The organism is Pseudomonas protegens, from assembly GCF_003732485.1.
GTDB classification, from domain to species: Bacteria; Pseudomonadota; Gammaproteobacteria; order Pseudomonadales; family Pseudomonadaceae; genus Aquipseudomonas; species Aquipseudomonas protegens_B.
Genome location: NZ_MOAK01000087.1, coordinates 199412 through 225776 on the forward strand (window position 1 = coordinate 199412; position 26365 = coordinate 225776).

General features: G+C 62.9%; 31 protein-coding genes. 18 read left to right on the forward strand and 13 right to left on the reverse strand.

What is annotated here, in order from left to right; all coding sequences use genetic code 11:
- Nucleotides 1-22: 22 nt before the first annotated feature.
- The 5 genes from BLX41_RS31015 to tusD are packed head-to-tail and all read right to left on the reverse strand — an operon-like array spanning nt 23 to nt 2405.
- A complete protein-coding gene (locus tag BLX41_RS31015) occupies nt 23-1024 on the reverse strand; it encodes a glycosyl transferase family protein (RefSeq protein WP_123727942.1) in 1002 nt (333 codons plus the stop codon).
- On the reverse strand, nt 1021-1356 hold the full coding sequence (locus tag BLX41_RS31020) for a TusE/DsrC/DsvC family sulfur relay protein (RefSeq protein ID WP_019092901.1): 336 nt from the start codon (nt 1354-1356) through the stop codon (nt 1021-1023). Before BLX41_RS31020 ends, BLX41_RS31015 begins: the two co-directional genes overlap by 4 nt.
- Entirely contained in the window at nt 1353-1649 is a 297-nt protein-coding gene (gene tusB / locus BLX41_RS31025) for a sulfurtransferase complex subunit TusB (protein WP_053159429.1), read from the reverse strand. Before tusB ends, BLX41_RS31020 begins: the two co-directional genes overlap by 4 nt.
- On the reverse strand, nt 1649-2011 hold the full coding sequence (gene tusC, locus BLX41_RS31030; RefSeq protein ID WP_123727943.1) for a sulfurtransferase complex subunit TusC: 363 nt from the start codon (nt 2009-2011) through the stop codon (nt 1649-1651). The genes tusB and tusC overlap by 1 nt, the downstream gene beginning before the upstream one ends.
- 1 nt (nt 2012) lies before the next feature.
- Nucleotides 2013-2405 carry a sulfurtransferase complex subunit TusD gene (tusD, locus tag BLX41_RS31035; protein ID WP_123727944.1) on the reverse strand — a complete coding sequence of 131 codons (393 nt, stop codon included), beginning with the start codon at nt 2403-2405 and terminating at the stop codon, nt 2013-2015.
- A gap of 186 nt (nt 2406-2591) precedes the next feature.
- Between tusD and BLX41_RS31040 the strand changes: the two genes are divergently transcribed.
- Nucleotides 2592-3341, forward strand: coding sequence for an SDR family oxidoreductase (locus tag BLX41_RS31040; RefSeq protein ID WP_123727945.1), 750 nt, complete (start codon nt 2592-2594; stop codon nt 3339-3341).
- A gap of 15 nt (nt 3342-3356) precedes the next feature.
- Here BLX41_RS31040 and BLX41_RS31045 read toward each other — a convergent pair whose 3' ends face one another.
- From BLX41_RS31045 to BLX41_RS31060, 4 genes are all read right to left on the reverse strand, one after another.
- Complete coding sequence (locus tag BLX41_RS31045) at nt 3357-4061, reverse strand: YoaK family protein (protein WP_123727946.1); 705 nt, start codon at nt 4059-4061, stop codon at nt 3357-3359.
- Between the two features lie 48 nt (nt 4062-4109).
- The gene (locus BLX41_RS31050) at nt 4110-4439 is read right to left on the reverse strand and encodes a DUF6388 family protein (protein WP_123727947.1); all 330 of its coding nucleotides are present in this window, start codon (nt 4437-4439) and stop codon (nt 4110-4112) included.
- A 36-nt stretch (nt 4440-4475) separates the two neighbouring features.
- A complete protein-coding gene (locus BLX41_RS31055) occupies nt 4476-4976 on the reverse strand; it encodes an RDD family protein (protein WP_123727948.1) in 501 nt (166 codons plus the stop codon).
- Nucleotides 4977-5077: 101 nt separating this feature from the next.
- Nucleotides 5078-5986, reverse strand: coding sequence for a LysR family transcriptional regulator (locus tag BLX41_RS31060; protein WP_123727949.1), 909 nt, complete (start codon nt 5984-5986; stop codon nt 5078-5080).
- A gap of 125 nt (nt 5987-6111) precedes the next feature.
- Between BLX41_RS31060 and BLX41_RS31065 the strand changes: the two genes are divergently transcribed.
- The 8 genes from BLX41_RS31065 (at nt 6112) to BLX41_RS31100 (ending at nt 13646) form a co-directional block, all read left to right on the forward strand.
- Entirely contained in the window at nt 6112-7260 is a 1149-nt protein-coding gene (locus BLX41_RS31065) for a muconate cycloisomerase family protein (RefSeq protein ID WP_185073870.1), read from the forward strand.
- Nucleotides 7261-7270: 10 nt separating this feature from the next.
- Complete coding sequence (gene catC, locus BLX41_RS31070) at nt 7271-7561, forward strand: muconolactone Delta-isomerase (protein ID WP_011062149.1); 291 nt, start codon at nt 7271-7273, stop codon at nt 7559-7561.
- Between the two features lie 51 nt (nt 7562-7612).
- Nucleotides 7613-8542 (forward strand): catechol 1,2-dioxygenase, encoded by a 930-nt coding sequence (gene catA, locus BLX41_RS31075; protein ID WP_123727951.1) that lies wholly within the window; start codon nt 7613-7615, stop codon nt 8540-8542.
- Between the two features lie 136 nt (nt 8543-8678).
- Complete coding sequence (locus BLX41_RS31080; RefSeq protein ID WP_011062147.1) at nt 8679-9635, forward strand: AraC family transcriptional regulator; 957 nt, start codon at nt 8679-8681, stop codon at nt 9633-9635.
- A 221-nt stretch (nt 9636-9856) separates the two neighbouring features.
- Nucleotides 9857-11221: a benzoate 1,2-dioxygenase large subunit gene (benA, locus tag BLX41_RS31085; protein ID WP_123727952.1), complete on the forward strand. Its 1365-nt coding sequence runs from the start codon at nt 9857-9859 to the stop codon at nt 11219-11221.
- Nucleotides 11218-11706, forward strand: coding sequence for a benzoate 1,2-dioxygenase small subunit (benB, locus tag BLX41_RS31090; protein ID WP_047287877.1), 489 nt, complete (start codon nt 11218-11220; stop codon nt 11704-11706). Before benA ends, benB begins: the two co-directional genes overlap by 4 nt.
- A 10-nt stretch (nt 11707-11716) precedes the next feature.
- Nucleotides 11717-12730, forward strand: coding sequence for a benzoate 1,2-dioxygenase electron transfer component BenC (gene benC, locus BLX41_RS31095; protein WP_123727953.1), 1014 nt, complete (start codon nt 11717-11719; stop codon nt 12728-12730).
- 142 nt (nt 12731-12872) lie between these two features.
- On the forward strand, nt 12873-13646 hold the full coding sequence (locus BLX41_RS31100; RefSeq protein WP_123727954.1) for a 1,6-dihydroxycyclohexa-2,4-diene-1-carboxylate dehydrogenase: 774 nt from the start codon (nt 12873-12875) through the stop codon (nt 13644-13646).
- Nucleotides 13647-13721: 75 nt separating this feature from the next.
- On the opposite strand, the gene BLX41_RS31105 is transcribed toward BLX41_RS31100, so the two are convergent.
- The 3 genes from BLX41_RS31105 to BLX41_RS31115 form a co-directional block, all read right to left on the reverse strand.
- Nucleotides 13722-14264 (reverse strand): hypothetical protein, encoded by a 543-nt coding sequence (locus BLX41_RS31105; RefSeq protein WP_123727955.1) that lies wholly within the window; start codon nt 14262-14264, stop codon nt 13722-13724.
- A 190-nt stretch (nt 14265-14454) separates the two neighbouring features.
- Nucleotides 14455-15837 carry an ATP-binding protein gene (locus tag BLX41_RS31110; RefSeq protein ID WP_011062141.1) on the reverse strand — a complete coding sequence of 461 codons (1383 nt, stop codon included), beginning with the start codon at nt 15835-15837 and terminating at the stop codon, nt 14455-14457.
- Complete coding sequence (locus BLX41_RS31115; RefSeq protein WP_011062140.1) at nt 15834-16496, reverse strand: response regulator; 663 nt, start codon at nt 16494-16496, stop codon at nt 15834-15836. Before BLX41_RS31115 ends, BLX41_RS31110 begins: the two co-directional genes overlap by 4 nt.
- 170 nt (nt 16497-16666) lie before the next feature.
- Between BLX41_RS31115 and BLX41_RS31120 the strand changes: the two genes are divergently transcribed.
- The 7 genes from BLX41_RS31120 (at nt 16667) to BLX41_RS31150 (ending at nt 22408) form a co-directional block, all read left to right on the forward strand.
- On the forward strand, nt 16667-16933 hold the full coding sequence (locus BLX41_RS31120) for a PepSY domain-containing protein (RefSeq protein WP_041752407.1): 267 nt from the start codon (nt 16667-16669) through the stop codon (nt 16931-16933).
- Nucleotides 16933-17478 carry a cytochrome b/b6 domain-containing protein gene (locus BLX41_RS31125; protein WP_123727956.1) on the forward strand — a complete coding sequence of 182 codons (546 nt, stop codon included), beginning with the start codon at nt 16933-16935 and terminating at the stop codon, nt 17476-17478. Before BLX41_RS31120 ends, BLX41_RS31125 begins: the two co-directional genes overlap by 1 nt.
- Before the next feature lie 45 nt (nt 17479-17523).
- Nucleotides 17524-18819, forward strand: a complete 1296-nt coding sequence (locus tag BLX41_RS31130; RefSeq protein ID WP_123727957.1) for a sialidase family protein — start codon at nt 17524-17526, stop codon at nt 18817-18819.
- Nucleotides 18819-19430, forward strand: a complete 612-nt coding sequence (locus tag BLX41_RS31135; RefSeq protein ID WP_123727958.1) for a hypothetical protein — start codon at nt 18819-18821, stop codon at nt 19428-19430. The genes BLX41_RS31130 and BLX41_RS31135 overlap by 1 nt, the downstream gene beginning before the upstream one ends.
- Before the next feature lie 49 nt (nt 19431-19479).
- The gene (locus BLX41_RS31140) at nt 19480-21513 is read left to right on the forward strand and encodes an LTA synthase family protein (protein WP_123727959.1); all 2034 of its coding nucleotides are present in this window, start codon (nt 19480-19482) and stop codon (nt 21511-21513) included.
- A 341-nt stretch (nt 21514-21854) separates the two neighbouring features.
- A complete protein-coding gene (locus BLX41_RS31145) occupies nt 21855-22127 on the forward strand; it encodes a CopG family ribbon-helix-helix protein (RefSeq protein WP_123727960.1) in 273 nt (90 codons plus the stop codon).
- The gene (locus tag BLX41_RS31150; RefSeq protein WP_123727961.1) at nt 22115-22408 is read left to right on the forward strand and encodes a type II toxin-antitoxin system RelE/ParE family toxin; all 294 of its coding nucleotides are present in this window, start codon (nt 22115-22117) and stop codon (nt 22406-22408) included. Before BLX41_RS31145 ends, BLX41_RS31150 begins: the two co-directional genes overlap by 13 nt.
- Nucleotides 22409-22485: 77 nt before the next feature.
- On the opposite strand, the gene BLX41_RS31155 is transcribed toward BLX41_RS31150, so the two are convergent.
- A complete protein-coding gene (locus BLX41_RS31155) occupies nt 22486-22878 on the reverse strand; it encodes a DUF6124 family protein (protein ID WP_123727962.1) in 393 nt (130 codons plus the stop codon).
- A gap of 490 nt (nt 22879-23368) precedes the next feature.
- On the opposite strand from BLX41_RS31155, the gene BLX41_RS31160 reads away from it, so the two are divergent.
- Nucleotides 23369-25108 carry a class I SAM-dependent DNA methyltransferase gene (locus tag BLX41_RS31160; RefSeq protein ID WP_123727963.1) on the forward strand — a complete coding sequence of 580 codons (1740 nt, stop codon included), beginning with the start codon at nt 23369-23371 and terminating at the stop codon, nt 25106-25108.
- Nucleotides 25098-26363: a restriction endonuclease subunit S gene (locus BLX41_RS31165; RefSeq protein ID WP_123727964.1), complete on the forward strand. Its 1266-nt coding sequence runs from the start codon at nt 25098-25100 to the stop codon at nt 26361-26363. The genes BLX41_RS31160 and BLX41_RS31165 overlap by 11 nt, the downstream gene beginning before the upstream one ends.
- The last annotated feature ends 2 nt before the right edge of the window (nt 26364-26365 follow it).

A 26365-nucleotide genomic window follows, 5' to 3' on the forward strand; every position in this document is an offset into this window, starting at 1 on the left:
AAACTTGGGCAGTCAGGATCGATTAAATCGATCTGTCCCGGGCGTCCCAGTAGTGTTGGGCGCGCTCGAAGGCCTGCTCCCGAGGCATGCCCAGGCCGCGCAAGGCCAGGGCCATGGTCGCCAGCAGGGCCAACTGCGGGTAACTGTCCTCTACCTCGCCACGCCACAGCGCCTTGAGGTGCTCGGGTTCCAGGCTGGCCGGTTTCACATGGCGTTGTGCCGACAGTGCCGGCCATTCCTCGTCCCAACTGACGCCGCCCGTGCTGCCGTACAGATGGCTGGTGGTGTCCGGGTTGATCTCGATCTCGCCGCCGTCACCCTTGATCACGATGACGTTGTCCCCCAGCAGGCCGCTGGCATCGCGGTGCACCGCCTGATAGCCGGGGTGGAAGATGCTCTGCAGGCCGCAACGGGCGCCCAGGGGATTGAGAATGCGCGCCAGGGAGTGGATCGGTGAGCGCAGGCCGAGGATGTTGCGCAGGTCGATCATCCGTTGCAGCTGTGGCGCCCAGTCGCCTAACGGCATGAAGGCCAGGTTGCCCTGATCCAGTGCCTGGCTGACCGATGGCCAGTCACGGCACAGGGGAATCCCCAGGGGCTCCAGCAACTGCTCGGTGTACAGGCGCCCGGCCGTATGGGCGCCGCCGCCGTGCAGCAGGATGCGCACGCCGTTCTGCGCCAGGCACTTGGCCGCCAGCAGGTACCAGGGCAGGTGGCGCTTCTTGCCGGCGTAGGTCGGCCAGTCGAGGTCCAGGGCAATGGCCGGGGCGTTGAGGCGTTCGCGCAAGGCTTCGGTGAAGCCCGCCAGCTCTTCCGGGCTTTCCTCCTTGTGCCGCAGCAGCATGAGGAAGGCGCCGAGCTGAGTGTCCTCGACCTTGCCGTCCAGCAGCATGCCCATGGCTTCCCGGGCTTCTTCCCGGGTCAGGTTGCGCGCGCCGCGCTTGCCCTTGCCAAGGATGCGCACGAACTGGGCAAAAGGGTGTTCTTCCGGGGTCTGGGTGAGCAGGGGGGCGAAATCGTTCATAGGCAATTGGTCGGCTTCGGCAGGCCCGCCAGCTTGGCGGCAAGTTTGGCGGGAGTGCCTTTGAACAGACGGTTCAGGTGCAGGCTGTTGCCCTTGTCCGGGCCCAGCTTGAGGGCGGTGTACTTGATCAGCGGGCGGGTGGCCGGGGACAGTTGGAACTCTCTATAGAAGCCTTGCAGCAGCTCGAGGATTTCCCAGTGTTCCGGGCTCAGTTCAAGTGCTTCATTGGCGGCCAGGGCTTGGGCCACGTCGGCGGACCAGTCGTCGAGGTTGACCAGGTAACCGTCCTTGTCCAGTTCGATGGCGCGAGCGCCCACAGTCAGGGTACTCATAGCCAGGTGTTGACCTTGTCATGCTCAATCGAGAGCTCGACGAAGCCCGGGTAATCCACTGCGCGGGCCCAGGCCGGCAGCTCCAGGCCCCGGGCTTGCAAGTCCTCTTCCAGCACATACAGATTCAGGCCGCTACGGGCGCCCAGTTCGCCGTAAAGAGTGGTGCCCGGCTGCAAGGCATAGGCGGCGTCGCCACACAGCAGCAGGCCATCGGCGCTGCCCAGCAGACGCAGGCAACTGCTCAGGCGGGTGTCGGTGAAGGGCGAGTGGGACAACACATGCAAGGTCGACATCAGAGGGTAATCACCTGGTCAAAACGGTCGATGATCCCGGCCAGTTCCGGGGCGTCCAGCAGCTGTACCGCGTCAAGGCTCAAGGCCGCCGGGTCCAGACCACGAGCAGCGATGCTGGCGCTGCAGGCAAACAGCTCGTCGACGCCGAACAGCGATAGCGCCTGCAGGTTGGCGCTCAAGTCCTTCTGCCGCAGCAATGAAGCCTGTTGCCCCGGCGCCAGTTGCAGCACGCCATCGTCGAGAAACAGCAAGCCGATCGGCAGGTCGAAGGCGCCGCCGGCCAGGACGATATCCAGGGCCTCGCGGGCCCCAGGGCCGGACCAGGGCGCCTGACGGCTGATCAACAACAGGGATTTGGCCATCTCACGCCCCTCCAAAACAGATCAGGCGGTCGGCGGCCTGTACCGCGTCATGCAATTGCCCGAGCCCCGACAGCTCCCAGGGGGCTTCGACGCTCACCGACGTGCGCTGATAGCGCTGGGCTTCGTCGGCATTCAACACACCCCGACGCAGGGCCGCGGCGATGCACACCACGCCATCCAACTGATGCTGGCCGACAAAGTCGCGCCATTCCTGGGGCAGGTTCTGCTCATCCTGGGGCGTGACGATGCTGTTGGCAGCGTTGTAGACGCCGTCCTGGTAGAAAAACAGCCGGACAATCTCATGCCCGCCCGCCAGCGCCGCCTGGGCGAACAGCAGGGCGCGGCGCGAGGAAGGCGCGTGAGCGGCGGAGAACAGGGCGATGGCGAACTTCATGACGGACTCGATGGATAAAACTGCGGCCATGATAAAGCTTTCTCCGTGGATCGGCTAAACCCCTTTCGCCCCGAAGGCTCTGGCTCCGGGAGCCCAGGACATATCGGGTAAAGCTTTGCCCGGGCCCTGAAGCGGCAACCAGGGATAGACTCGCGCCTTCATTCAACCTGGGACAAGGAGCAAGGGATGATGGATTTGAATTCGGCGGTGGTGGTGATCACCGGTGCCGGTCGCGGGCTGGGAGCGGCACTGGCCATCAGTCTGGCGGACCTGGGCTGCAAGCTGATTCTCTGTGGGCGCAACCCCGAAGCCCTGGCGCAAGTCAGCGCGGCCATCGAGGCGCGCACCGGCAGTCCCGCCGATCACGTAGTGGTGGACCTGGCCAACAGCGACAGCGTCAAGGCGACCCTGGCGGAGATTCACGTCCGTCACCCGCAAGTGGACATCCTGATCAACAACGGCGCCATGTGGCTGGAGGCCAGCGAGCAGCCCCACAGCGCTGCCGAGGTCACGGGCGTGATCGATGCGGCCCTGACGGGCACCTTCCTGCTGACCCAGGGCCTGCTGCCGGCGCTCAAGGCCTCCAAGCGTCCGGACATCGTCACCATCGGTTCCATCAGCGGCTTGCCCAATGCACCACTGCACAGCGTGTCGCTGCCGTTCTACGCGGCCAAGCACGGGCAACTGGCCCTGGCCGACGGCCTGCGGCAAATGCTCAAGGGCACGCCGGTGCGTTCGCTGTGCGTGCATCCACCGTACCTGGAAGATGTCTCGCCGCTGGACGAGGCCTGGCAGCAAGTTCCGGCGCGGCAGAAGGGTGAGCAGGGCACCAACCGCGACGTGGTGGAAGCGGTGGTCTTTGCCCTGACCCGACCGCGGCATATCAGCTTGTCATCCATCGTCATCGATACCGACAGCGGCGGTCTGTTCAGCTGATCGCCGGGCCTGATGTCAGCGGTTCTTGTAGCCCAGTTGCCAGCGTCGCGGGATCTTCAATGACGCGATGCCCAGCAGGGCTGCAAACAACCCGCTGACATACAGCGCCTTGAGTCCCAGGTGCTGTTCCAGCAGGGCTCCCAGCACCGCCCCGGCGAACATCCCGCTCCAGGGCACCAGTTGCACCCGCCAGCCGTTGCGCCGATCACCGAGCATCCAACGCCCCAGCCCACGGCCAAAGCGCGACAGGGCACCGGTGACATAGGTCAGGCCAATGGGCAGGCCGTTCACTTCCTCCACTGCCGCATTGAGCATGCCCATGGCGATAATGGCCGCCAGCAGGGCCGGCAGATGCTGCTCGAAGGGCCAGGCGGCAGAGGCGCAGAGCAATGCGCCGATGCTCAGCAGCAAGGGCAGGGCGCGGTGCCCGGCCAGGCGGCTGACCACCACGCCCAGGGCGTTACCGACGATAAAGGTCGCCACCAATAGCAGCAGGCGCAGCACCAGGCCCAGCTCGCCATCGCTGATGGCCACCGCCATGCGCGTGGTGTTGCCGCTCATGAAGGAAACGAAATCGCCGGTGGCCATGAAGCCGATGGCGTCGGTCATGCCAGCCAGCACCGAAAGGCAAGCCACTAGCCCGAGGCCGACCCGCCCGCGCCATTTCTGCGTGTGCTGCAGGGCGGCGCTGGCCGATTGGGTGGAAGTCGAAGGCAACATCGTCGGTTCTCCTGAACAGGGACTGCGGGGGACGTGTGCGGGTCAAGGCTATGGATCGAGAGGATGCAGGGCGCAATATTCATCCCAGGGCAAGCCGGCCATTTCCGCGACTTCCCTGTGCACTTCAAGGCGCTGGGCGTGGAATTCCTCGGGGCTGGCGGCGGTCAGTTGCAGGCTCAGTTCCCAGGCGAACAGCCCCAGGTGTTCGGCTTCGGCTTCAAAGGCTTCATGCAGACGTTCATTGCGGTACTGCTCGGGCGTCTCGCCCTTGGCCTGGGCCTCCAGCGGATTGAGCTTGTCCAGGGCTTCGCGCAGTTCGGGGCGGGCGGCGAGAAATCTTTCCAAGGCTATTTCGTGGTGCAGGGCATTGGCGGGCATCGGGGCTCCTTGAGGGGAACGGGCAGTCTTCAGGCATCAAGCCCGGGACAGGGGATGTTCTGGCATTTCACTGCGTATCTGCTGCAGATCCTTGTGCGGGATCACGTAGGTGCGGGCGAGCATATCGCCTATTCGCTGGCAGCGGCTTGATTCCGCACAGGCCATCAGCGGGACAAAGGCGAACGCGGCCTCCAGATGGCGGGTGGCGCTTCTGATCAGTACCTGGATCAGCGTCGGCGGCGTCCCGGCGGCGTTGATCACCACCAGGCCCAGGGCGCACTTGCCGGGCGTGCGGCCCTTGAAGAAATACTCCCAGGCCACGAAGTACAAGGGCCAGACCAGCATGAACAGCATTGAATGAAGGTAGGGCTCCAGCCCCGTCTGTTGCTCGAGGTCGAGCAAGCGTCTGACCGGCTGCAACGCCAGCACCCCGTGCAGGCTCAGCGACAGGAGCAAATACACCGCCAGCGCCAGCACCTGGTCGAGCATGAAGGCGGCGGCGCGGCGCAGGATCAGTTGGGTTCTTGAGACTTCCATGGTCGATTCCAAAGTTTTTCCATCACATCGGGCGCAGTGTAATCCCCGCAGGGCGAGGTGTAGCAGTGGTTTTGGCCGGAGCCTACTACACCCGCACCGAGTCAGCTGACCACGGGCTGTTCGCGACCGATCTCGCTGCGCAACTGGGCAATCAGGTGCAGGCAGTGGGTGAGCCCCGGCGACGGCTCGCCGACCCGGCGGCTGAGGATGATCGGCGAGGTGGCCTCGGGTTCCTGCAGCGGGCAAAAACCGATGTCGTCGCGATGCAGCACCTGCACCGAGGCCGGCACCAGGGTGATGCCGATGCCGGCGCCCACCAGGCCGATGGCGGTCTGCAGTTCATTGGTCCATTGGGCGATCTTCAGGTTCAGGCCGCGGGCGTTGAACAGCGCGATCACGTGATCGGCGTAGCTCGGGCGCGGGTTGGCCGGATACAGCACGAAGGGCTCGCTGGCCAGTTGCTCAAGGCTCACCTCTTGTCCCAGCAAGGGGTGGCCGGCGGGCAGGGCGACCACCAGCCGGTCCTCGGTCAGCACCTTCTGCACGATGGCCGGGTCGTCGATGTGGATGCGCCCGAAGCCGATGTCGATGCGTCCCGCCTTCAAGGCTTCCACCTGTTGCAGGGTGGTCATTTCCGACAATCCCAGCTCCAGTTCCAGGGTCTCGTTGCTGCGCAGGCGGCGGATCAATTGCGGCAGCACGCCGTACAGGGTCGAAGGGGCAAAGCCGATGCCCAGCCAGGTCTTGTGCCCCAGGCCAATGCGCCGGGTGTTGTCGCAGACCTTGCCCAATTGCTCCAGCACCCGGTTGGAATGTTCATAGAAAAACCGCCCGGCGGCGGTCAGGCGCAACGGCCGGCCACGCTCCAGCAACAGCACCCCCAGCTCGTCCTCCAACTGCTGGATCTGCCGGCTCAAGGGCGGCTGGGCGATGTGCAGGCGCTCGGCGGCGCGGGTGAAATTGAGGGTTTCCCCCAGCACCTGGAAGTAGCGCAGATGACGCAGTTCCATGACAGCTCCCCTGTGATGATGTGCATACCTTAAAGGTATCAAACCAGACCAATTCTATATTGGAACCCTGGAAAAAGCCGGGACAGAATCGATCACAGAACTTCAAGAACCTGACGGGTATGGACATGCACGCTTCTGCCATTGAGTCGATCGAAACGATCATCGTCGATCTGCCGACCATTCGCCCCCACAAGCTGGCCATGCACACCATGCAGAACCAGACCCTGGTACTGATCCGCCTGCGCTGCGCCGACGGCATTGAAGGCCTGGGGGAATCCACCACCATCGGTGGCCTGGCCTATGGCAATGAAAGCCCGGACAGCATCAAGACCAATATCGACCGCTTCTTCACCCCGCTACTGATTGGCCAAGACAGCAGCAACATCAACGCCGCCATGCTGCGCCTGGAGCAGAGCATCCGCGGCAACACCTTCGCCAAGTCCGGGATCGAAAGCGCGTTGCTCGACGCCCAGGGCAAGCGCCTCGGGCTGCCGGTCAGCGAGCTGCTGGGTGGCCGGGTGCGCGATGCGCTGCCCGTGGCCTGGACCCTGGCCAGCGGCGACACCGCCAAGGACATTGCCGAAGCCGAGAAGATGCTTGACCTGCGCCGCCACCGGATCTTCAAGCTGAAGATTGGCGCCGGTGAAGTGGACCGCGACCTGGCCCACGTGATCGCCATCAAGAAGGCCCTGGGGGAGCGCGCCAGCGTGCGGGTCGACGTCAACCAGGCCTGGGACGAAGCCGTAGCCCTGCGCGCGTGCCGCATTCTCGGCAGCAACGGCATCGACCTGATCGAGCAACCGATTTCGCGCAACAACCGCGCCGGCATGGTGCGCCTGAACGCCAGCAGCCCGGCGCCGATCATGGCCGACGAATCCATCGAATGCGTGGAAGACGCCTTCAACCTGGCCCGGGAAGGTGCGGCTTCGGTGTTCGCCCTGAAGATCGCCAAGAACGGCGGCCCCCGCGCCACCCTGCGCACCGCGGCAATTGCCGAGGCGGCGGGCATCGGCCTGTACGGCGGCACCATGCTCGAAGGCGGCATCGGCACCCTGGCCTCGGCCCACGCCTTCCTGACCCTGAACAAATTGAGCTGGGACACCGAGCTGTTCGGCCCACTGCTGCTGACCGAGGACATCCTCGCCGAGGCGCCGGTGTACCGGGATTTCCACCTGCATGTCTCACGGGCACCGGGTCTCGGCCTGAGCCTGGACGAAGAGCGCCTGGCGTTCTTCCGTCGCGACAAAACCACCCCCGTGCTGCACCACACCTGAGGAGGGCTGCATGCTATTCCACGTGAAAATGACCGTGAACCTGCCGGTCGACATGAACCCCGAGCGCGCCGCGCAGCTGAAAGCCGACGAAAAGGCCCTGGCCCAACGCCTGCAGGCCGAAGGCAAGTGGCGCCACCTGTGGCGCATCGCCGGGCTGTACGCCAACTACAGCGTGTTCGACGTCGACAGCGTGCAGGAATTGCACGACACCCTGATGCAATTGCCGCTGTACCCCTATATGGCCATCGAAGTTGACGCCATGTGCAGGCATCCTTCGTCCATTCATGAGGATGACCGCTGAGCCCGTGCCAGCCCGTTCACCACTCTAATAAATACAAGATGAGGATTAATCATGAACGTCAGAATTTCCCACACTGCCAGCGCCCAGCAGTTTCTTGAAGAAGCCAGCGGCCAGTTCACCGAGGGCGGCAACCCCCGGGCCAAGGCCATCATCTACCGCATCCTGCGGGATTCGGTGAACATCATCGAAGACCTGGAGATCACCCCGGAAGAGTTCTGGAAGGCCGTCAACTACCTCAACGTTCTCGGCGCCCGCCAGGAAGCCGGGCTGCTGGCCGCGGGCCTGGGCCTGGAGCATTACCTGGACCTGCTGATGGACGCCGCCGACGAACAGGTGGGCAAGACCGGCGGCACTCCGCGCACCATCGAAGGCCCGCTGTACGTGGCCGGTGCACCGCTGAGCCAGGGCGAAGCGCGCCTGGACGACGGCGTCGACCCGGGGGTGGTGCTGTTCATGCAGGGGCAGGTTCGCAACACCGCCGGCGAGCCACTGGCCGGGGCCATCGTCGATGTCTGGCACGCCAACACCGGCGGCACCTATTCCTACTTCGACGGCAGCCAGTCGGAGTTCAACCTGCGCCGGCGCATCGTCACCGACGCCGAGGGCCGCTACCGCTTTCGCAGCATCGTGCCGTCCGGCTACGGTTGCCCGCCGGATGGCCCGACCCAGCAACTGCTGGACCAACTGGGCCGCCATGGCCAGCGCCCGGCGCACATCCACTTCTTCATCTCGGCCGATGACCATCGCCACCTGACCACCCAGATCAACCTGGATGGCGACCAGTACCTGCACGACGATTTTGCCTACGCCACTCGCGACGAACTGATCGCCCAGATCACCTTCAGCGAAGACCAGGCTCGGGCCATGGCCCTGGGGGTCAGCGGGCGCTTTGCCGAGATCGAGTTCGACTTCACCCTGCAGTCTTCGGCCCAGCCGCAAGAGCAGCAGCGCCACGAGCGGGTCCGCGCCCTGGAGGACTGAAGCGCCGACCGTGCCTGGCCCGGCCACGGAGCACCGACCCAGGTGCCCGTGGCTTTTGCCGTTATGCCGGGCCTGACGAGACTGCGCTGCGTGCCTGAAGCGCAGACCCAATAAGAACCATCAGAGTGACCCGATCATGCAGATGCATCTGTTGAGTGAGCGCAGCAGCGTGTTTGTTCAAGCCGATCCCTATGCCGTATCCGGTTACGTCAACCAGCACGTGGGCAGCCACTGCATCCGCCTGCCCCGGGCCGGCCATCCCCAGGCCAGCCTGCAACACCGGGCCCTGGCCAGCCTGGATTTGTGCAGCATCAGCTACGGCGCCAGCGTGCGCGTCACCTCGCCGGCCCTGGAAAGCATCTACCACTTGCAAGTACTGCTGCGGGGCCACTGCCGGTGGCGTGGCCCGGGCCAGGAGCACTACTTCGCCCCGGGGGAACTGCTGCTGATCAACCCCGACGACCCGGTGGACCTGACCTATTCCGACGACTGCGAAAAATTCATCATCAAGATTCCCACCCACCTGGTGGAAAACGCCTGCCAGGAACAGCGCTGGCAGTACCCGGGGCAGGGCGTGCGCTTTCTGCGCCAGCGCTACCAACTGCAGGAACTGGAAGGCTTCGTGCCCTTGCTGAGCCTGCTGTGCCAGGAAGCCGAAGCCCTGGAAAGCATGCCCAAGGTCCAGGAGCACTACGCGCACATCCTGGTGGGCAAACTGCTGGGGCTGATGCAGACCAACGTGCAGCGCGGTGCCCTGGGCGCCTCGGCGGCGACCTTCGAACGGATTGCCGACTACATCGAACGCAACCTCAAGCACGACATCGGATGCGAAGAACTGGCGCAACAGGCGCGCATGAGCCTGCGCTCGCTGTACGCGCTGTTCGAACGCAACGCCCGCACCACGCCGAAGAACTACATCCGCCAGCAGAAACTGCAACGGGTGCACGCCTGCCTCAGCGACCCGCACAGCCCGGTGCGCAACGTCACCGAACTGGCCCTGGATTTCGGCTTCCTGCACCTTGGGCGTTTTGCCCAAAGCTACCGCCAGCAATACGGCGAACTGCCCTCCGACACCCTCAAGCGTCGGCACTGATCCTCTGGCATCGGCCTCTTGTAGGAGCTGGCTTGCCAGCGAAGAGGCCTGCAGGCTCAGCACCCCATCCAAGGGCCTTTTCGCCGGCAAGCCGGCTTCTACACAGGCCACGTCGGCGCTTTTGCAGAAAACGGATACAGGTGTGCACGCATTGGCTATTGCCCGTTCCAAGCCCGCCCTAGCATGGCCCTGCCTGAATAAAAACAATGGAGGCGGCGGCCATGTCCCTGCGACCCGAATACCTGCATTCCCTGCTTGAAGAAGACCCCGACCAGGGCGTCTACCGCTGCAAGCGGGAGATGTTCACCGACCCCCGGCTGTTCGACCTGGAGATGCAGCACATCTTCGAAGGCAACTGGCTGTACCTGGCCCACGAAAGCCAGATCCCCAATCCCAACGACTACTACAGCACCACCATGGGCCGGCAGCCGGTGTTCATCGCGCGCAACAAGAACGGCGAGCTCAATGCCTTCATCAACGCCTGCAGCCATCGCGGCGCCATGCTCTGCCGGCACAAGACCGGCAACAAGGCCTCCTTCACCTGCCCGTTCCACGGCTGGACCTTCAACAACACCGGCAAGCTGCTCAAGGTCAAGGACGCGGCCGCCGCGGGCTACCCGGCCAGCTTCAACTGCGAAGGCTCCCACGACCTGACCCGCGTCGCGCGCTTCGAGTCCTACCGTGGCTTTCTGTTCGGCAGCCTCAACCCCGACGTGTTGCCCCTGGTGGAACACCTGGGGGAGTCGGCGAAGATCATCGACATGATCGTCGACCAGTCCGCCGACGGCCTGGAAGTACTGCGCGGTTCCTCCAGCTACATCTACGAAGGCAACTGGAAGCTCACCGCCGAGAACGGCGCCGACGGCTACCACGTCAGCTCGGTGCACTGGAACTACGCGGCCACCCAGAACCAGCGCAAGCAGCGCGAGGCCGGGGAAGACATCCGCACCATGAGCGCCGGCACCTGGGCCAAGCAGGGCGGCGGTTTCTACTCCTTTGACAAGGGCCACATGCTGCTCTGGACCCGCTGGTCCAACCCCGAAGACCGCCCGCTCTACGAGCGCCGCGACGAACTGGCCCAGGACTTTGGCCAGGCCCGCGCCGATTGGATGATCGAGAACTCGCGCAACCTGTGCCTGTACCCCAACGTCTACCTGATGGACCAGTTCAGCTCGCAGATCCGCATTGCCCGGCCGATCTCCGTGGACCGCACCGAAATCACCATCTACTGCATCGCCCCCAAGGGCGAGAGCGACGAAGCCCGGGCCCGGCGCATCCGCCAGTACGAAGACTTCTTCAACGTCAGCGGCATGGCCACCCCGGACGACCTGGAGGAATTCCGCTCCTGCCAGCTCGGCTACCAGGGCAGCACCACGGCCTGGAACGACATGTCCCGCGGCGCCGAGCATTGGGTCCAGGGGGCGGACGACGCAGCGAAAGAAATCGACCTGCAACCGATCCTCAGCGGGGTGCGCACCGAGGACGAAGGCCTGTTCGTGATGCAGCACAAGTACTGGCAGCAAACCATGCTCGCGGCCCTGGAGCTTGAAGCCTCTCGCCGGATCGACGTGGAGGCCGTGCAATGACCATTTCCTACGACGCCGTGCGCGATTTCCTGTACCGCGAAGCCCGCTACCTGGACGACAAGGAGTGGGACAGCTGGCTGGAACTCTACGCCCCGGACGCCACCTTCTGGATGCCCTCCTGGGATGACAGCGACCAGTTGACCGAAGACCCGCAGCGGGAAATCTCGCTGATCTGGTACGGCAACCGCAGCGGCCTGGAAGACCGGGTGTTCCGCATCAAGACCGAGCGCTCCAGCGCCAGCATTCCCGACACCCGCACCTCCCACAACCTGAGCAATATCGAGCTGCTGGAGCAGGGCGACGGCCAGTGCAAGCTGCGCTTCAACTGGCACACCCTGAGCTTTCGCTACAAGACCGTGGACAGCTACTTCGGTTGCAGCTTCTACACCCTCGACCTGCGCGGCGAAAACCCGCTGATCCTGGCCAAGAAAGTCATCCTGAAGAACGACTACGTTCGCCAGGTCGTCGATATCTACCACCTCTGAGGCGACCGCCATGAGCCATCAAATCGCACTCAATTTCGAAGACGGCGTCACCCGTTTCGTCAACGCCAACCCGGGCGAAACCGTGGCCGACGCCGCCTACCGCCAGGGCATCAATATTCCCCTGGACTGCCGCGACGGCGCCTGTGGCACCTGCAAGTGCCTGGCCGAAGCCGGGCGCTACGAGCTGGGGGAGGACTACATCGAAGACGCCCTGAGCGCCGACGAGGCCGAGCAGGGCTTTGTCCTCACCTGCCAGATGCGCGCCTTGAGCGACTGCGTGGTGCGGGTGCCGGCCTCGTCCCAGGTCTGCCGGGCCGGGCAGGCCACCTTCCAGGCCAGCATCAGCGCGGTGCGCCAGCTGTCCGACAGCACCATCGCCCTGTCGATCAAGGGCGAGGCCCTGAACCAGCTGGCGTTCCTGCCGGGGCAGTACGTCAACCTCGGCGTGCCTGGCAGCGAGCAGACCCGCGCCTATTCCTTCAGCTCCCTGCAGCGCGATGGCGAAGTCAGTTTCCTGATCCGCAATGTGCCCGGCGGCCTGATGAGCAGCTTCCTCAGCAGTCTCGCCAAAGCCGGCGACAGCATGACCCTGGCCGGGCCCCTGGGCAGCTTCTACCTGCGGGACATCCGCCGGCCCTTGCTGTTGCTGGCCGGTGGCACCGGGCTGGCGCCGTTCACCGCCATGCTGGAGAAGATTGCCGAGCAGGGCAGCGAGCACCCGTTGCATTTGATCTATGGCGTGACCAACGACTTCGACCTGGTGGAACTGGAGCGCCTGGAAGACTTTGCCGCGCGCATCCCGCAGTTCAGCTTCAGCGCCTGCGTGGCCAACCCCGAAAGCCAGTACCCGCGCAAGGGTTACGTGACCCAGCATATCGAACCGGCGCACCTCAACCAGGGCGATGTGGACGTCTACCTGTGCGGGCCGCCGCCAATGGTGGAGGCGGTGAGCCAGTTCATCCGCGAACAGGGCATCGCCCCGGCGAACTTCTACTACGAGAAGTTCGCCGCCAGCGCCGCCTGAAGAGCGCCTCGCCGCTGTAGGAGCTGGCTTGCCAGCGAAGGCGTCCATCAGGGTGCTGCAAGGCTCGCGGGCCCTTTCGCCGGCAAGCCGGCTCCTACGTCGGGTGATGTGCTCTCCATCTTTTTGTACTCACGAGGTTTCCATGAACCGTTTCCACAACCAAGTCGCCCTGGTCACCGGTGCCGCCCAGGGCATCGGCCGTCGCGTTGCCGAACGCCTGGCCGAAGAGGGCGCCCGCGTGGTGCTGGTGGATCGCTCCGAACTGGTCTTCGAACTGGCCACTGCACTCAGCCCCCGCTACCCGGTGCTGGCCCTGACCGCCGACCTGGAGCAGTACAGCGAATGCAGCCGGATCATGGCGGCGGCCATCGCCCACTTCGGCCGCCTCGACATCCTCATCAACAACGTCGGCGGCACCATCTGGGCCAAGCCCTTCGAACACTACGAGCCCGCGCAGATCGAAGCCGAAGTCCGTCGCTCATTGTTCCCCACCCTGTGGTGCTGCCACGCCGCCTTGCCGCAGATGCTGGAGCAGGGCCGCGGCGCCATCGTCAACGTCTCGTCCATCGCCACCCGCAGCCTCAACCGCGTGCCCTACGGCGCGGCCAAGGGCGGCATCAATGCACTCACTGCGTGCCTGGCCTTCGAAACCGCCGGCCGCGGCGTGCGGGTCAACGCCACCGCTCCCGGCGGCACCGAGGCACCGCCGCGGCGCATTCCGCGCAACAGCGCCGAGCCCAGTACCGAAGAGCAGGCCTGGTACCAGCAGATCGTCGACCAGACCCTGGATAGCAGCCTGATGCACCGCTACGGCAGCGTTGACGAGCAGGCGGCGGCGATCCTGTTCCTGGCCTCCGACGAAGCCTCCTATATCACCGGCACGGTGCTGCCGGTGGGCGGCGGCGATCAGGGCTGAACGAGGGGCGAACTGGACGCCCTTACCTGTGGCTGGCCACGGCGGTGCTTATGCAACTGGCCAGCCCGAGGGCCTCTATGGCTGCGGTGGAATGGGGTAGGGCAAGTTGATCGGCGGTGCATCCTGCAGTTGCCGCGAAGACTGCGCCATCAGATAACCGATGATCTGCGCCGAGCTCAGCTCGATATGCAACATATCTTGATCGCCAAACCACTCGTTGGGCCAGAAGATCAGGTCCGAGGCATTGACCTCGGGGAAGTTGGTTTCCAGCAGGTTCAGGGCGTAGTCCGTATCAGATTCCGTGCCCTCGCACTGGCAGATGAAATCCGCCACGGCGCAGGCCTCGGCGAAGCTCAGGTCGTCAACGTAGCGCTCCTGATGAAAGGCCGTGCGCAGAAAGTTCGCCGCGCTGGTATGGCTGTGCATATCGCGAAATTCGTGGAACTCGAAAGGCCGGCCGGCGTGGCTGTTCCACTGCTGGATCAGTGCATTGATCTCGGGGCTTTCCCGTTCCTGGTTGTCCCAGATCCGGTCGAGGATCTGCTTCAGCAAGCCCTTCATCAGCGCACGTATTTTCGGCGTGGCGGGTGTTGGTTTCAGCCGTTCCGGCATGGCCATGGGTGTCTCCCTGATTGTCATTTCGTTTGTAGGAGTCGGCTGCCGACGAAGGCGATCTTACGGACGCTTTCACCGGCAAGCCGGCTCCTACGGGGGCGTGCTTGTGTAGAAGCTGGCTTGCCAGCGAATACGCCCGCAAGGCCGCCCCCATTCCCGAGCGGCGCACAGGATAGGCCCTTCGCGCCGCCGACTAAAGCGCCGGCCTCAGCAACAACAATGCACACAGCCCGCCCTCAGGCCGATTGCGCAACTCCAGGCGACCGCCGATCTTGCTGACGATCATCTGCACGATTGCCAGCCCCAGCCCGGCGCCATTGGCGTTGCCCTGGCTGTAGAAGCGCTCCAGCAAACGCTCGCGCTGCTGCTCGTCGATACCCGGCCCCGCATCTTCCACACACAGGTGCATCGCGCCGTCCGCCTGGGGCCGCAGGCCGACCCGTACCTCGCTGCCCGCTGGGGCAAAGTTCAGGGCATTGGTCACCAGGTTCTGCAGGGCGATGGCCAGGGCCACCGGGTCGGTAGCGATCAGGCAGCCTTCGTCGCCTTCCAGCACCAGTTCGACGTCTTTCTCCAGGGCCAGGGGCGTCAGTTCCGCCAGCTCTTCGCGCACCAGGGCGCTGAGGTCGATGCGGCTCAGGCGCGGGCTGTTCAGCTGCGGTTCGATGCGGGCCATGGTCAGCAACTGGCTGCCGATGCGGGTGGCCCGGTCGACGCCGCTTACTAGAAAATCCAGGGCCTCCCGGCGCTGCTCCGGGCTGCTGGCACTCTGGGCGTTCTGCGCATGAATCCGCAGGATCGCCAGGGGCGTGCGCAGTTCATGGGCGGCGTCGGCGATAAAGCGCCGCTCGCGCTCCAGCAGGCTGTCGATCTGGGCCAACAACTGGTTGAGGGCGGTCTGCATTGGCTCCAGGTCCTGGGGCAGGGGCTTGAGCCCGAGCGGCTGCAAGGTGTCGCTGCTGCGTCCGCGAATGGCCCGGGCCATGGCCCGCAGCGGCGCCAGGCCCCAGCCGATGGTCAGCCAGATCAGCAACGCCAGCAGCGGCACGCCGATCAGGGTCGGCCACAGGGTATGGCGCACGATGCGCTGGATCAGGTCCTGGCGGATGTCATCGCGCTCGCCAACCCAGATCAGCAAGCCCTGCTGTGGGTCGGCCAGCAGGAAGGCGCACCAGTCCTTGCCGTTTTCCAGGATGTCGTGGGCCCCCAGGGTGGTGGGCGGCGCCTCCAGCAGCGGGGCCTCGGCGGAGCGCATCAGCAACTGGCCATCGTCGCGCCAGACCTGGAAGGTCAGGCGGGTTTCATAAGGGTGGGCCGCGCCTGCCACGCCGACCCGGCTCATGGCCTGGTCGAAGGCCTGGTGCAGGCGCTCCCAGTCCGCCGCGTCCGGCTTTTGAGCCGGGTCGCGCTGGCGCAGCACCCCTTGCAGCAGGCGCGCGCTCTGGGCCAGCTGGGCGTCGTAGACCTCTTCGATTTCGTGGTGGCTGTCGCGCAGCACCAGCCAGCTGATCAGCAGGTCCCCCAGCAGCACCAGCACCAGGACCGGCAGCAGAATCCGCGTGCGCACCGAGTTCATGGCTTGAGCGCCAGCACGTAACCGACGCCGCGCACGGTGCGGATCAGCTCGCTGCAGAGCTTCTTGCGCAGGTTATGGATCAGCACTTCCAGGGTGTTGCTCTCGACCCGGTCCTGCCAGCCGTACAGCGCCCGGGACAGGCGCTCGCGGGTCACCACCTTGCCCGGGCGCACCATCAGCTGGTGCAGCAGCTGGTATTCCATGGGCGTGAGCACCACTTCGTTGTCTTGGTACTGCACCTGCTGGTTGGCCGGGTCGAGGCGGATGCCGGCGTGTTCCAGCAGCGGCTGGGCACGACCCTGGCTGCGGCGCAGCAGGGCGCGGACCCGGGCCTTGAATTCCTCGACATCGAAGGGCTTGACCAGGTAGTCGTCGGCCCCGGCATCCAGCCCGGCGATGCGTTCGGCGGTGCCGTCGCGGGCGGTGAGGATCAGCACCGGCAGGTCCTGCTGGGCGGCACGCAATTGCTGCAGCAGTTCGAGGCCGTCGAGCCGCGGCAGGCCCAGGTCCAGCAGCAACAGGTCGAAGCTTTCGGTGCGCAGGGCGTGCAGGGCGCTGGCACCGTCCTGCAGCCAGTCCAGGGTGTAGCCTTCGGCGCTCAGGGCCACGCGGATGCCCTGGCCGAGGGCACGATCATCTTCGACAAGCAGCAGGCGCATGGGCGGTTCTCGGTAGGGCGAGGGGGCAGGGAAGGGGCGCATGATGACGCCGGCCAGGGTCCGTCGGCAGGGGTTTTTAGCGGGGAAAATGTTACCGCGCGTTGCCAACTAAGCTTTCACTAAGCTTGGTTTTGCACAGTGGAATCTCCCCCATCACCGGAGCGTTTTCCATGCGCAAGATCCTCCTGCTGTCCCTGGTTCTCGCCAGCCCCCTGGCCCTCGCCGGCCCGCAATGCACCACCGCCGAACGCTCGCAATGGCAGGATCAGAAGGCCTTTCAGGAACAGCTCAAGGCCCAGGGCTACCAGATCAGCAAGTTCAAGGTCACCGACGGCAACTGCTACGAGATCTACGGCTTCGACAAGGACAAGCGCAAGGTCGAGATCTACCACGACCCGGTCACCGGCAAGGCGGTGAAGACCGAGATCAAAGGCTGATGCCAGAGGCTTCCCTGCGGCTGTGGGACCCGCTGGTGCGACTGTTTCACCTGTCCATCGCCGGGGTCTTTATCGGCAACTACTTCTTCAATGAAGCCGGTGACGACTGGCACGTCTGGCTCGGCTACTACGCCATGGCCTGGCTGCTGTTGCGCACAGCCTGGGGATTTGTCGGGCCGCGCAGTGCGCGCTGGTCCGACTTCTGGCCGACCCGGGCCCGGCTGGCGCGGCACCTGCGCTCGCTGCTGGCCGGGCGTCCCGAGCATCGCCTGGGGCATTCGCCCCTCGGGGCTTTGGTGATGCTGCTGATGCTGCTGGCCCTGTTGCTGATCGGCATCAGCGGTTTCCTGATGGAAGAGATCGATGCCCTGTGGGGCGCCGACTGGCCGCTGCAAGTGCATGAGACCAGCGCCGATGTGCTGCTGGGGCTGGTGCTGCTGCACCTGTGCGCGGCGATTTTTGAAAGCCTGCAGGTGCGCGACAACCTGCCGTTGTCGATGCTCACCGGCCGCCGTCGGCCCTTGCCGGACAGTGATAAGCGCTAATGGTTTTTCCCTTGTTCCCACCCTGTATTTGCCACGGGCTCCTGTATGCGTGCGCTGTCCTTTCGCCTGATCTTCCTCTGCGGCAGCCTGCTGTTGGCCGCCGTCTTTATTGCCGCCTGGCGCAGCCATCCGCCTCACCAACTGGCGCCGTTTGCCCAGGCCGCCGTCGGCAGCGATGTGGCTAAAGCCAACAGCACGCCGCAATACAACAGCCGCTTCGTCTCCTCGGACCTGGATGACTTCGTGCATTCCTCCCCGGTGACCGCCTTGCCCGGCGGCGACCTGATGGCCGTGTGGTTCGCCGGCTCCCGGGAAGGCGCCGCCGACGTCCAGGTGCGCAGCGCACGCTTTGACGCCCAGAGCGGCGAGTGGGGCGCCGAGCAAGTACTGGCCACCCGCGAATCGACCCGTGACGGCACCGGGCGCTACATCCGCAAGCTCGGCAACCCGGTGATCGCCCTGGGCCCGGACCAGCGCCTGTGGATGTTCTACGTCTCGGTGTCGGTGGGCGGCTGGGCCACCAGCGCCATCAACCTGATGGTTTCCGATGACCTGGGGCGCAGTTGGTCGGCGCCGCGGCAACTGATTACCTCGCCGTTCTTCAACATCAGCACCCTGGTGCGCGCCGCGCCGGTGTTCCATGCCGACGGCGCGATCGGCCTGCCGGTGTACCACGAGTTCATGGGCAAGTTCGCCGAGTACCTGTACCTGAGCGCCGACGGCGCGGTGATCGACAAATTCCGCATCAGCCGTGGCAAGCACTCCCTGCAACCGACCATCGTGCCCCTGGACGAACGCCGCGCCGTGGCCATGCTGCGCTACGCCGGCGACACCCACCACAAGGTCCTGGCCAGCCGCACCGAAGACGCCGGGCAGACCTGGAGCGAGCCCTATCCGCTGCAACCGTCCAACCCCAACTCATCGCTGGCGGCGGTGGGCACCGACGACCAGGGCCTGCTGGTGGCCCTCAACGACCTGCAGGACGGACGCTTCAAACTCAGTCTGTACGGCACCGATGCCGGCCTCAGCCAATGGCGGCCCCTGGTGGAACTGGACCAGTCCCCCGATCCCCTGGGCCAGCCGTTTTCCCACGAGGCCTACAAGGACATCATCGGCGAAGGCTTTCGTGCCTCCAGCGGCGCCCGGCGTCTGCCCCTGGAACAGCGCTTCCTGAGCAACCTCGACTACCGGGTGTGCAAGCCCCAGGGCTGCGACTTCGAGTACGAATACCCCTACTTCAGCCGCGGGGCGGACGGCCTGTACCACCTGGTCTATTCCTGGAACAACACCTTTATCAAGCACGTCAGCTTCAACGCGGCGTGGCTGGCGGAGCGCTTGTGATGCTGTCGCTATGGCAAGCACACCTGAGTTTTATCCTCCTGGGCTTCGTGCTGCTCGGCAGCCTGCGCCTGACCGCGCCCTGGCGGCCCTGGCTGCTGCCCGTGCTGGCCCAGGTCAGCTTTATTCCACTGAACCAGCTGCCGCTGGCGGCCTATGTGCGCAGCTTCACCGATGACCTGGCCATCAGCACCCTGGTGCTGCTGGGCTGGGTCAGCCTGCGGCACTTGGGGGTGATTGCGCCCTTGCCAGCCAAACACCGAGTGCAGGTTTTGCTGCTGTTTATCGGCCTGACCCTGAGCCTGTACCCCGCGACCCTGGGCCTGACCTACCTCGACCCCTACCGCTGGGGCTACAACCCACGGCCGATGATCGTGCTGATGGGCCTGGCGGCGCTGGTGCTGCTGTGGCAGCGCAACCTGCTGGGGGTACTGATGCTGGCGGCCGGGACCCTGGCCTTTGCCCTGCGTCTGAAGCCTTCGGAAAACTACTGGGACTACCTGCTGGACCCGCTGCTGGCGGGCTACTGCCTGATCGCCGGCAGCGGCGCGCTGCTGCTGTGGCTGTGGCGCCGCGTCACCCAGCGCAGCCGCGGGCAGCCCCTTGCCGGGTAAACCAACAGGCCGCGCCGCGGCCTTCGACAACACCACACAGAGGTCAATGATGGGCGGGTTGCAATCACGCCGCCTGCGCTACGGCGTGGGCGCAATTGGGCTGGTATTCGGCTTGCTGGCACTGCTGCGGCTGCTGTTCGCCGTGGGGTTTTCCGGAGTGGACCTGAGCGCCGCCGACCAGCGCGAGGCCATTCTGCAGACCCTCGGCATCGGTCTGCGCTTCGACCTGCGCCTGACCCTGCTGCTACTGCTGCCCCTGGCCCTGCTGGCCTGGCTGCCGCGCTGGAACCTGCTGCGCCTGCCAACTTTGCGCTGGCTGGCCCGGGTCTACTTGCTGCTGGTGCTGGGCGGGGTAGGGCTGCTGTACATCATCGACTTCGGCCACTACGCCTACCTCGGCGTACGCATCAACGCCACCGTGCTGCGCTACCTGGACGACGCACAGATCTCCCGGCAAATGCTCTGGGAAAGCTACCCGGTGCTGTGGATCGTCCTCGCCTGGGGCAGCGCCCTGAGCCTGTGGTGCTACGCCTTGCTGCGCCTGGAGCGCCTGACCCTCGACCGCCCGGCGCAAACCCTGGGCCGCTGGTCCCTGACCAGCGTCAGCGCCCTGGGCATCGCCGCCGTGTTCCTCGCCCTGCTGGGCCGGGTCGAAAACCTCAACCTGGAAAACCCCGTGCCCCTGCGCTGGAGCGATGCCTACTTCTCCGGCAACAGCCAGATCGCCGCCTTGGGCCTGAACCCCGTGCTGTTCTTCTACGACACCCTCAAAGCCGGCCAAGCCCAGTACGACGAAGCCCAAGTGCGCCAACACTACCCGGCCCTGGCCCGCTACCTCGGCGTCGACCACCCGGACCCGCAGCGCCTGAACTTCATCCGCCAGCAAGGCGTACAGCCGTACCGCATCGACCGCCCCCGGCCGCCCAACGTCATCTTCGTCATGCTCGAATCCCTCGGCACCAGCGCCGTGGGCGCCTACGGCAACCCGCTCAACCCCACCCCCAACCTCGACCGCCTGGCCAGCCAGAGCTGGTTCTTCAAACACTTCTACGTCCCGGTCACCGGCACCGCCAAGACCGTGTGGGCCAGCATCACCGGCGTGCCCGACGTCACCCGCCAAGAGACCGCCACCCGCCAGCCGCTGATCACCCGCCAACACAGCCTGATCAACGCCTTCAGCGACTACCACAAGCTCTACCTGATCGGCGGCAACGCCGGCTGGGCCAACATCAACGGCCTGATCCGCCAGAGCATCGACAACGTGCGCCTGTACGACGAAAGCCACTGGCAATCGCCCCAGGTGGACGTCTGGGGCATCTCCGACCTCGACCTGTTCAAGGAAAGCGACCGCCTGCTGCGCGCCATCCCCCAGGACCAACCGTTCTTCGCCTACCTGCAAACCTCCGGCAACCACCGCCCGTTCACCATCCCCGAGGACAACGACGGCTTCCAAACTCAGGACCTGCCCCTAGAACAAGTCCAGGCCGCCGGTTCCCGCAGCCTGGAGCAATACAACGCCGTGCGCCTCCTGGACTTCAACATCGGCCGCCTGATGGAGATCGCCAAAGCGGGGGGCTACTACGACAACACGATTTTCGTGTTCTTCGGCGACCACAACACCCGCATCAGCCAGATCCCCCACATGGCCCCCGCCTTTGAACAGCTAGGGCTGGAAAGCAACAACGTACCGCTGCTGATCCATGCACCGGGGATGTTGCAGCCCAGAGTGATCGAAGAAGCCGTCGGCCTCGCCGACCTGCTGCCCACCGTAGCCGGCATGGCCGGGATGCCCTTCACCAATGGCGCCATGGGGCGGGACATTCAACAGCCTGCACCGGAGGGGGAGCGGGTGGTGCCGCTGGTATTGAGGGAAGGGACCTTCCCGGTGATTGGCGGCGTGACCAAGGATTTTCTGTTGCAGATGCAGCACGACGGCAGTGGCGCGACCTTGCATGATTTGGCCTCACCCACCCCACGCGACGACGTGGCGCAGGAGCATCCGCAGGAGTTTGAACGGTTGCTGGAGTTGACGCGGGGGATGCATGAGGGGGCGCGGTTGATGTTGTATCGCAATGTTAGGTGACCCCGCACAGCCATCGGCTGACGCCGGCTCGTGTAGGAGCTGGCTTGCCAGCGAAGGCGGCCGAAATACCGCCTGAGCTCTATTTAACTGAAGCTGCTGGTGGTTAGGCGATTGAGCGCTTTATCAAGCGCCTGATCATCGAACAGCCTGTTCTTGCGAGCAGCAGAAGTTAGAGGGAGACGGGGTAAATCAGGTTTATTTTAAAGTACATATCTGTCTCCCCTCGTGTCCTCCCAGGCCAGTGCTGCGTGACATTATCCGCGCCTTCGGTGCGGGACAGCTGCGTTGGGTGCCTGATACCTTATCGAAAGGTAATACCTTTAGATAACAAGGGTTCGGCAATGGCCACTTCTATCAAGATTGATGACGAGCTGAAAAAGCGCATTCAGCATCTGGCGGGACTGCGTCAACATTCATCCCACTGGATTATGCGCGAAGCAATAGCGCAGTACGTCGAGCGCGAGGAAGCCCGTGAGGGCTTCAAACAAGAAGCCTTGGCGTCTTGGGCGGCGTATCAGGAAACGGGTCGGCATCTGACCGGCGAAGAAACTCGGGCCTGGCTCAATACCTGGGGTACCGAGACTGAGGCGGGGCTGCCTAAGTGCCACGATTGATTCTCACCGAAGGTGCTGCGCAAGGGTTGGAGCGTTGTCGCCAGTTTCTAGTCGAGAAAGGCCCGCTGATCGCTCAACGAGCTGCCCAAGTGATTGAGCGTCAAATCGCTCGACTGGAGGAAGACCCAGAAATCGATCATCCCTTTCCAGAGCTGCCGGAGCTACGCGAGCTGATCATCGAGTTCGATGATTCGGGTTATGTCGCACTTTATCGGCATGAGCGTGCGGATGATGCTGTTTACCTACTTGCCTTTCGGCACCAGAAAGAAGCCGGTTACTGAGTTTTAGTCGCAAGCTGTTTAGCGCTTCAGTCAGATGGCAACGGGGTAAGTCACGGCTTACCCCGTTTTCTCCTTCCTCAGATTTGCTGAATGTTTTCTGCCGGTCTATTGGCATCCAGCAACGAATCCACCACCGCTCTAGCCATTTCCACCGAATGGATCATCGACCAAATCAACCCACGCTCCACACCGCTGGCGCGCTCGGTGATTTCATCGCTGACCTGTACCGCACAGTCCAGCAGCAACGACACATGCACCAACGCTTCTTCGGCATTGATACCGGGGCGGACACTGAACATGGATTGATGACCTACTGACGTAGGCACGGTGTCTTTCAGGTTATTGAGGATCGAGGTTTCGGCGCAATGCGCCGCCAAGGCCAAGCGAATGCGCTGGGTGTCGATATCGTGTTCGGGGGTTCTGAATTGTCCAGGCAAGGACAGGGGCGGATCGGGAACGAGCTTTTTCATGGTGCATCTCCAATGTGAATGGAGCTGCCAGCGATCGCTGCTAAACGAAGGAGTGGCAGCTGTACGCAGGTTAGCAGACCGGTCACATTGGAAACCGGCGCACCCGAAGGTGCCCTGCGCACAGCCACCATGAAAAGCAGAAGAAAAACTCTGCCAATAGGTGACGTCGATGCGCCCAATGTGATGTTTCGAGCTGCTAAACCCGATCACTGATATGCAGTGATGAACCGAGCCTAGACAGCCGCTTTCACAGGCGCAAGCGGTCTGGATTCTCTAGGAAAAGTCGCTTAATAGAAAGGGACTGGCCTTACATTGGGCATCGAAGGACGGGAAGTTTTTGCGACGCCTCGTGATTTTTCGCCGACTCAAGCCTGGGTTCTGACGAAAAGCCATCAGCCCGGTATCATGCAGTCCATCTTTAACCAGCCTCAGGGGTTGGTTTTTCATTTTTGTTGCGCAACTCATCTGCGTTGAAGGTAGGAATTTGTCCATGACGGATCAAAAGACTGGCAAACAGGCTGCTATCAGCCTCGCCGAGCAAGCATTGAACGAAGCCCGAGCGCGTTACACACCAAACGAATCCCCCGAAGGCCTGGAGGCTGAACCGGCTAAAAAAAAGCCAGGACGTAAAGCCAAGGCAGCGGTCAAGACCACCAACAACACGCTGCAAGACCTACAAAAAACCCTGTGGGCCACCGCCGACAAGATGCGCGCCAATATGGACGCCGCCGAGTACAAGCACATCGTTCTCGGTTTGATCTTTCTCAAGTACATCTCCGACAGCTTCGCCGGCCGTAGTGCCGAGCTGAAGCGTCGTTTTACCGATGCCAGCGATGATTACTACCTGGGCAGCGACGACGCCGAACTGTTAGCCCAAGAGCTGGAAGAGCGCGACTACTACACCGAAGTCAACGTGTTCTGGGTGCCGGAAGTGGCGCGTTGGGAGTCACTGCGCGCCGTCGCTAAACAGGCGAATATTGGCAAACTCATCGACGACGCCCTAGTCGCTATCGAGGCGGAAAACGCCAGCCTGAAAAACATCCTCGACAAGCGTTATGCCCGCGTCCAATTGCCGGACGGCAAGCTCGGTGAGCTGGTCGATCTGATCTCGACCATCGGCTTCGGTGGTGATGCCAACCAGGCTCGCGATCTGCTGGGCCAGGTATACGAATACTTCCTGGGCCAATTCGCCAGCGCCGAAGGCAAGAAGGGTGGGCAGTTCTACACCCCGGCCAGTATCGTTAAAACCCTGGTAGCGGTGCTTAACCCACACCATGGCAAGGTTTACGACCCTTGCTGCGGCTCGGGCGGCATGTTCGTGCAGTCGGAAAAGTTCATCGAAGCTCATGGCGGCAAACTGGGTGATGTTTCCATCTATGGTCAGGAGTCCAATCCAACCACCTGGCGTTTGGCGGCAATGAACCTGGCCATTCGCGGCATTGACTTCAATCTCGGTAAAGAACCGGCTGACACCTTTATCCGTAACCAACACAGCGATCTGCGCGCAGACTTTGTACTGGCCAATCCACCATTCAATATCAGCGACTGGTGGCATGGTAGTTTGGAAGGTGACCCGCGTTGGGTATATGGCACACCGCCGCAAGGCAACGCCAACTATGCCTGGCTGCAACATATGCTGTTTCACCTCAAGTCCAATGGGCGGGCCGGTATTGTTTTGGCCAATGGCTCGATGAGCTCCACCCAGAGTGGTGAAGGTGAGATTCGCAAGGCCATGGTTGAGGCTGATGTGGTGGAAGTGATGATCGCGCTGCCAGGCCAGTTGTTCTTCAATACGCAGATCCCGGCTTGTTTGTGGTTTCTTACCAAGCAAAAAGCTGCTCGCCCTGGCGAAGTATTGTTTATCGATGCACGCAAGTTAGGCACTAACATCAGTCGAGTGCAGATCGAACTGCTCGATAGTGATATCGAGCGTATTGCGCAGACCGTGGCCAATTGGCGCGGTGAGCCGTTGGATGTAGGTGGCGATATCGCGGAGTACATCGACGTTCCAGGTTTTTGCCGCAGCGTAACCCTCGCCGAAATCGCTGAGCACGGTTATGTGTTGACCCCCGGCCGTTATGTTGGTGCCGAGGCGGTGGAAGACGACGACGAAGCCTTTGCCGACAAGATGCAGAATCTCACTTCCCTCTTGGGTGAACAGATGGCCAAAGGTGCAGAACTCGACCAGTTGATCCGGCAGAAGCTGGGAGGGCTGGGGTATGAGTTCTGAGTGGGAGATTTTGACGTTAGGTCAGTTAACCGTTAACTACGATACAAAACGAAAGCCAGTGAGGGGGCCTGATCGCAAGCCTGGCCCATACCCGTACTATGGTGCATCAGGTATCGTCGATTTCGTTGATGGGTATATTTTTGACGGTGATTATTTGTTGATTGCCGAAGATGGTGAGAATTTGCGTACTCGCCAAACACCGGTTGCTTTCATGGCATCTGGAAAATTTTGGGTAAACAATCACGCACATATCGTGACCGGGAACGAGAGGGCAAACACGCGTTATTTGCAGTATTCCTTACTGGGTACTGACATCAGCGGCTATCTCACAGGCGCCGTGATGCCAAAACTGACCCAAGGAAACATGAACAAAATCGAATTGAAATGCCCACCGTTGCATATTCAGGACGATATTGTTGATGTTCTTGGTTCCCTCGACGACCGCATCACCCTTCTACGAGAAACCAACACCACCCTGGAAGTCATTGCTCGGGCGTTGTTCAAGTCCTGGTTCGTCGATTTCGACCCTGTGCGTGCGAAGTCTGAGGGGCTTGAGCCTGAAGGTATGGACGCAGCCACTGCAGCACTGTTTCCTGACAGTTTCGAAGAGACTGAGCTGGGGTTGGCGCCCAAAGGGTGGATGGTCGGAAATTTAGCAGAGTGCTGCGACCGAATTGAAAGCGGCGGCACTCCAAAGAGAACAGTTCCTGAATATTGGATTGGAGAAGTTCCATGGTTAACCTCTGGTGAGGTCAGGAGCCCTATTGTTTTTGATACTAAGGAAAAAATTAGTGATCTTGGAGTTAAAGATAGTTCGGCTAAACTCTGGCCCCAAGGGACGACTGTACTCGCAATGTATGGAGCGACTGCCGGTGAGGCATGTCTGTTAGCAGAATCGTCAACCGCCAACCAAGCCTGTTGTGGTTTGATTCCCAAGATATGCAATAGAGCATTTTTGTTTATGTGTGTTCGACGAGAGCGGGAAGTTCTTGCATCAAAATCTTCGGGATCGGCACAACAGAACCTAAATAAAGGATTGGTATCAAGCCACAAAATTTTATTAGCTCCCGACAGCATTTTGAAAAGTTATGAGAGCGTGGCAGGTGCATTGCTAGATGTTTGGATTGAAAACGAACGCCAAGCCAAAACCCTCACCCAACTCCGCGACACCCTATTACCCCGCCTAATCTCCGGCCAACTACGCCTACCAGAAGCAACAGCCGCCACCGAAAAATTTTTATCGGAGGTTATTTAAAT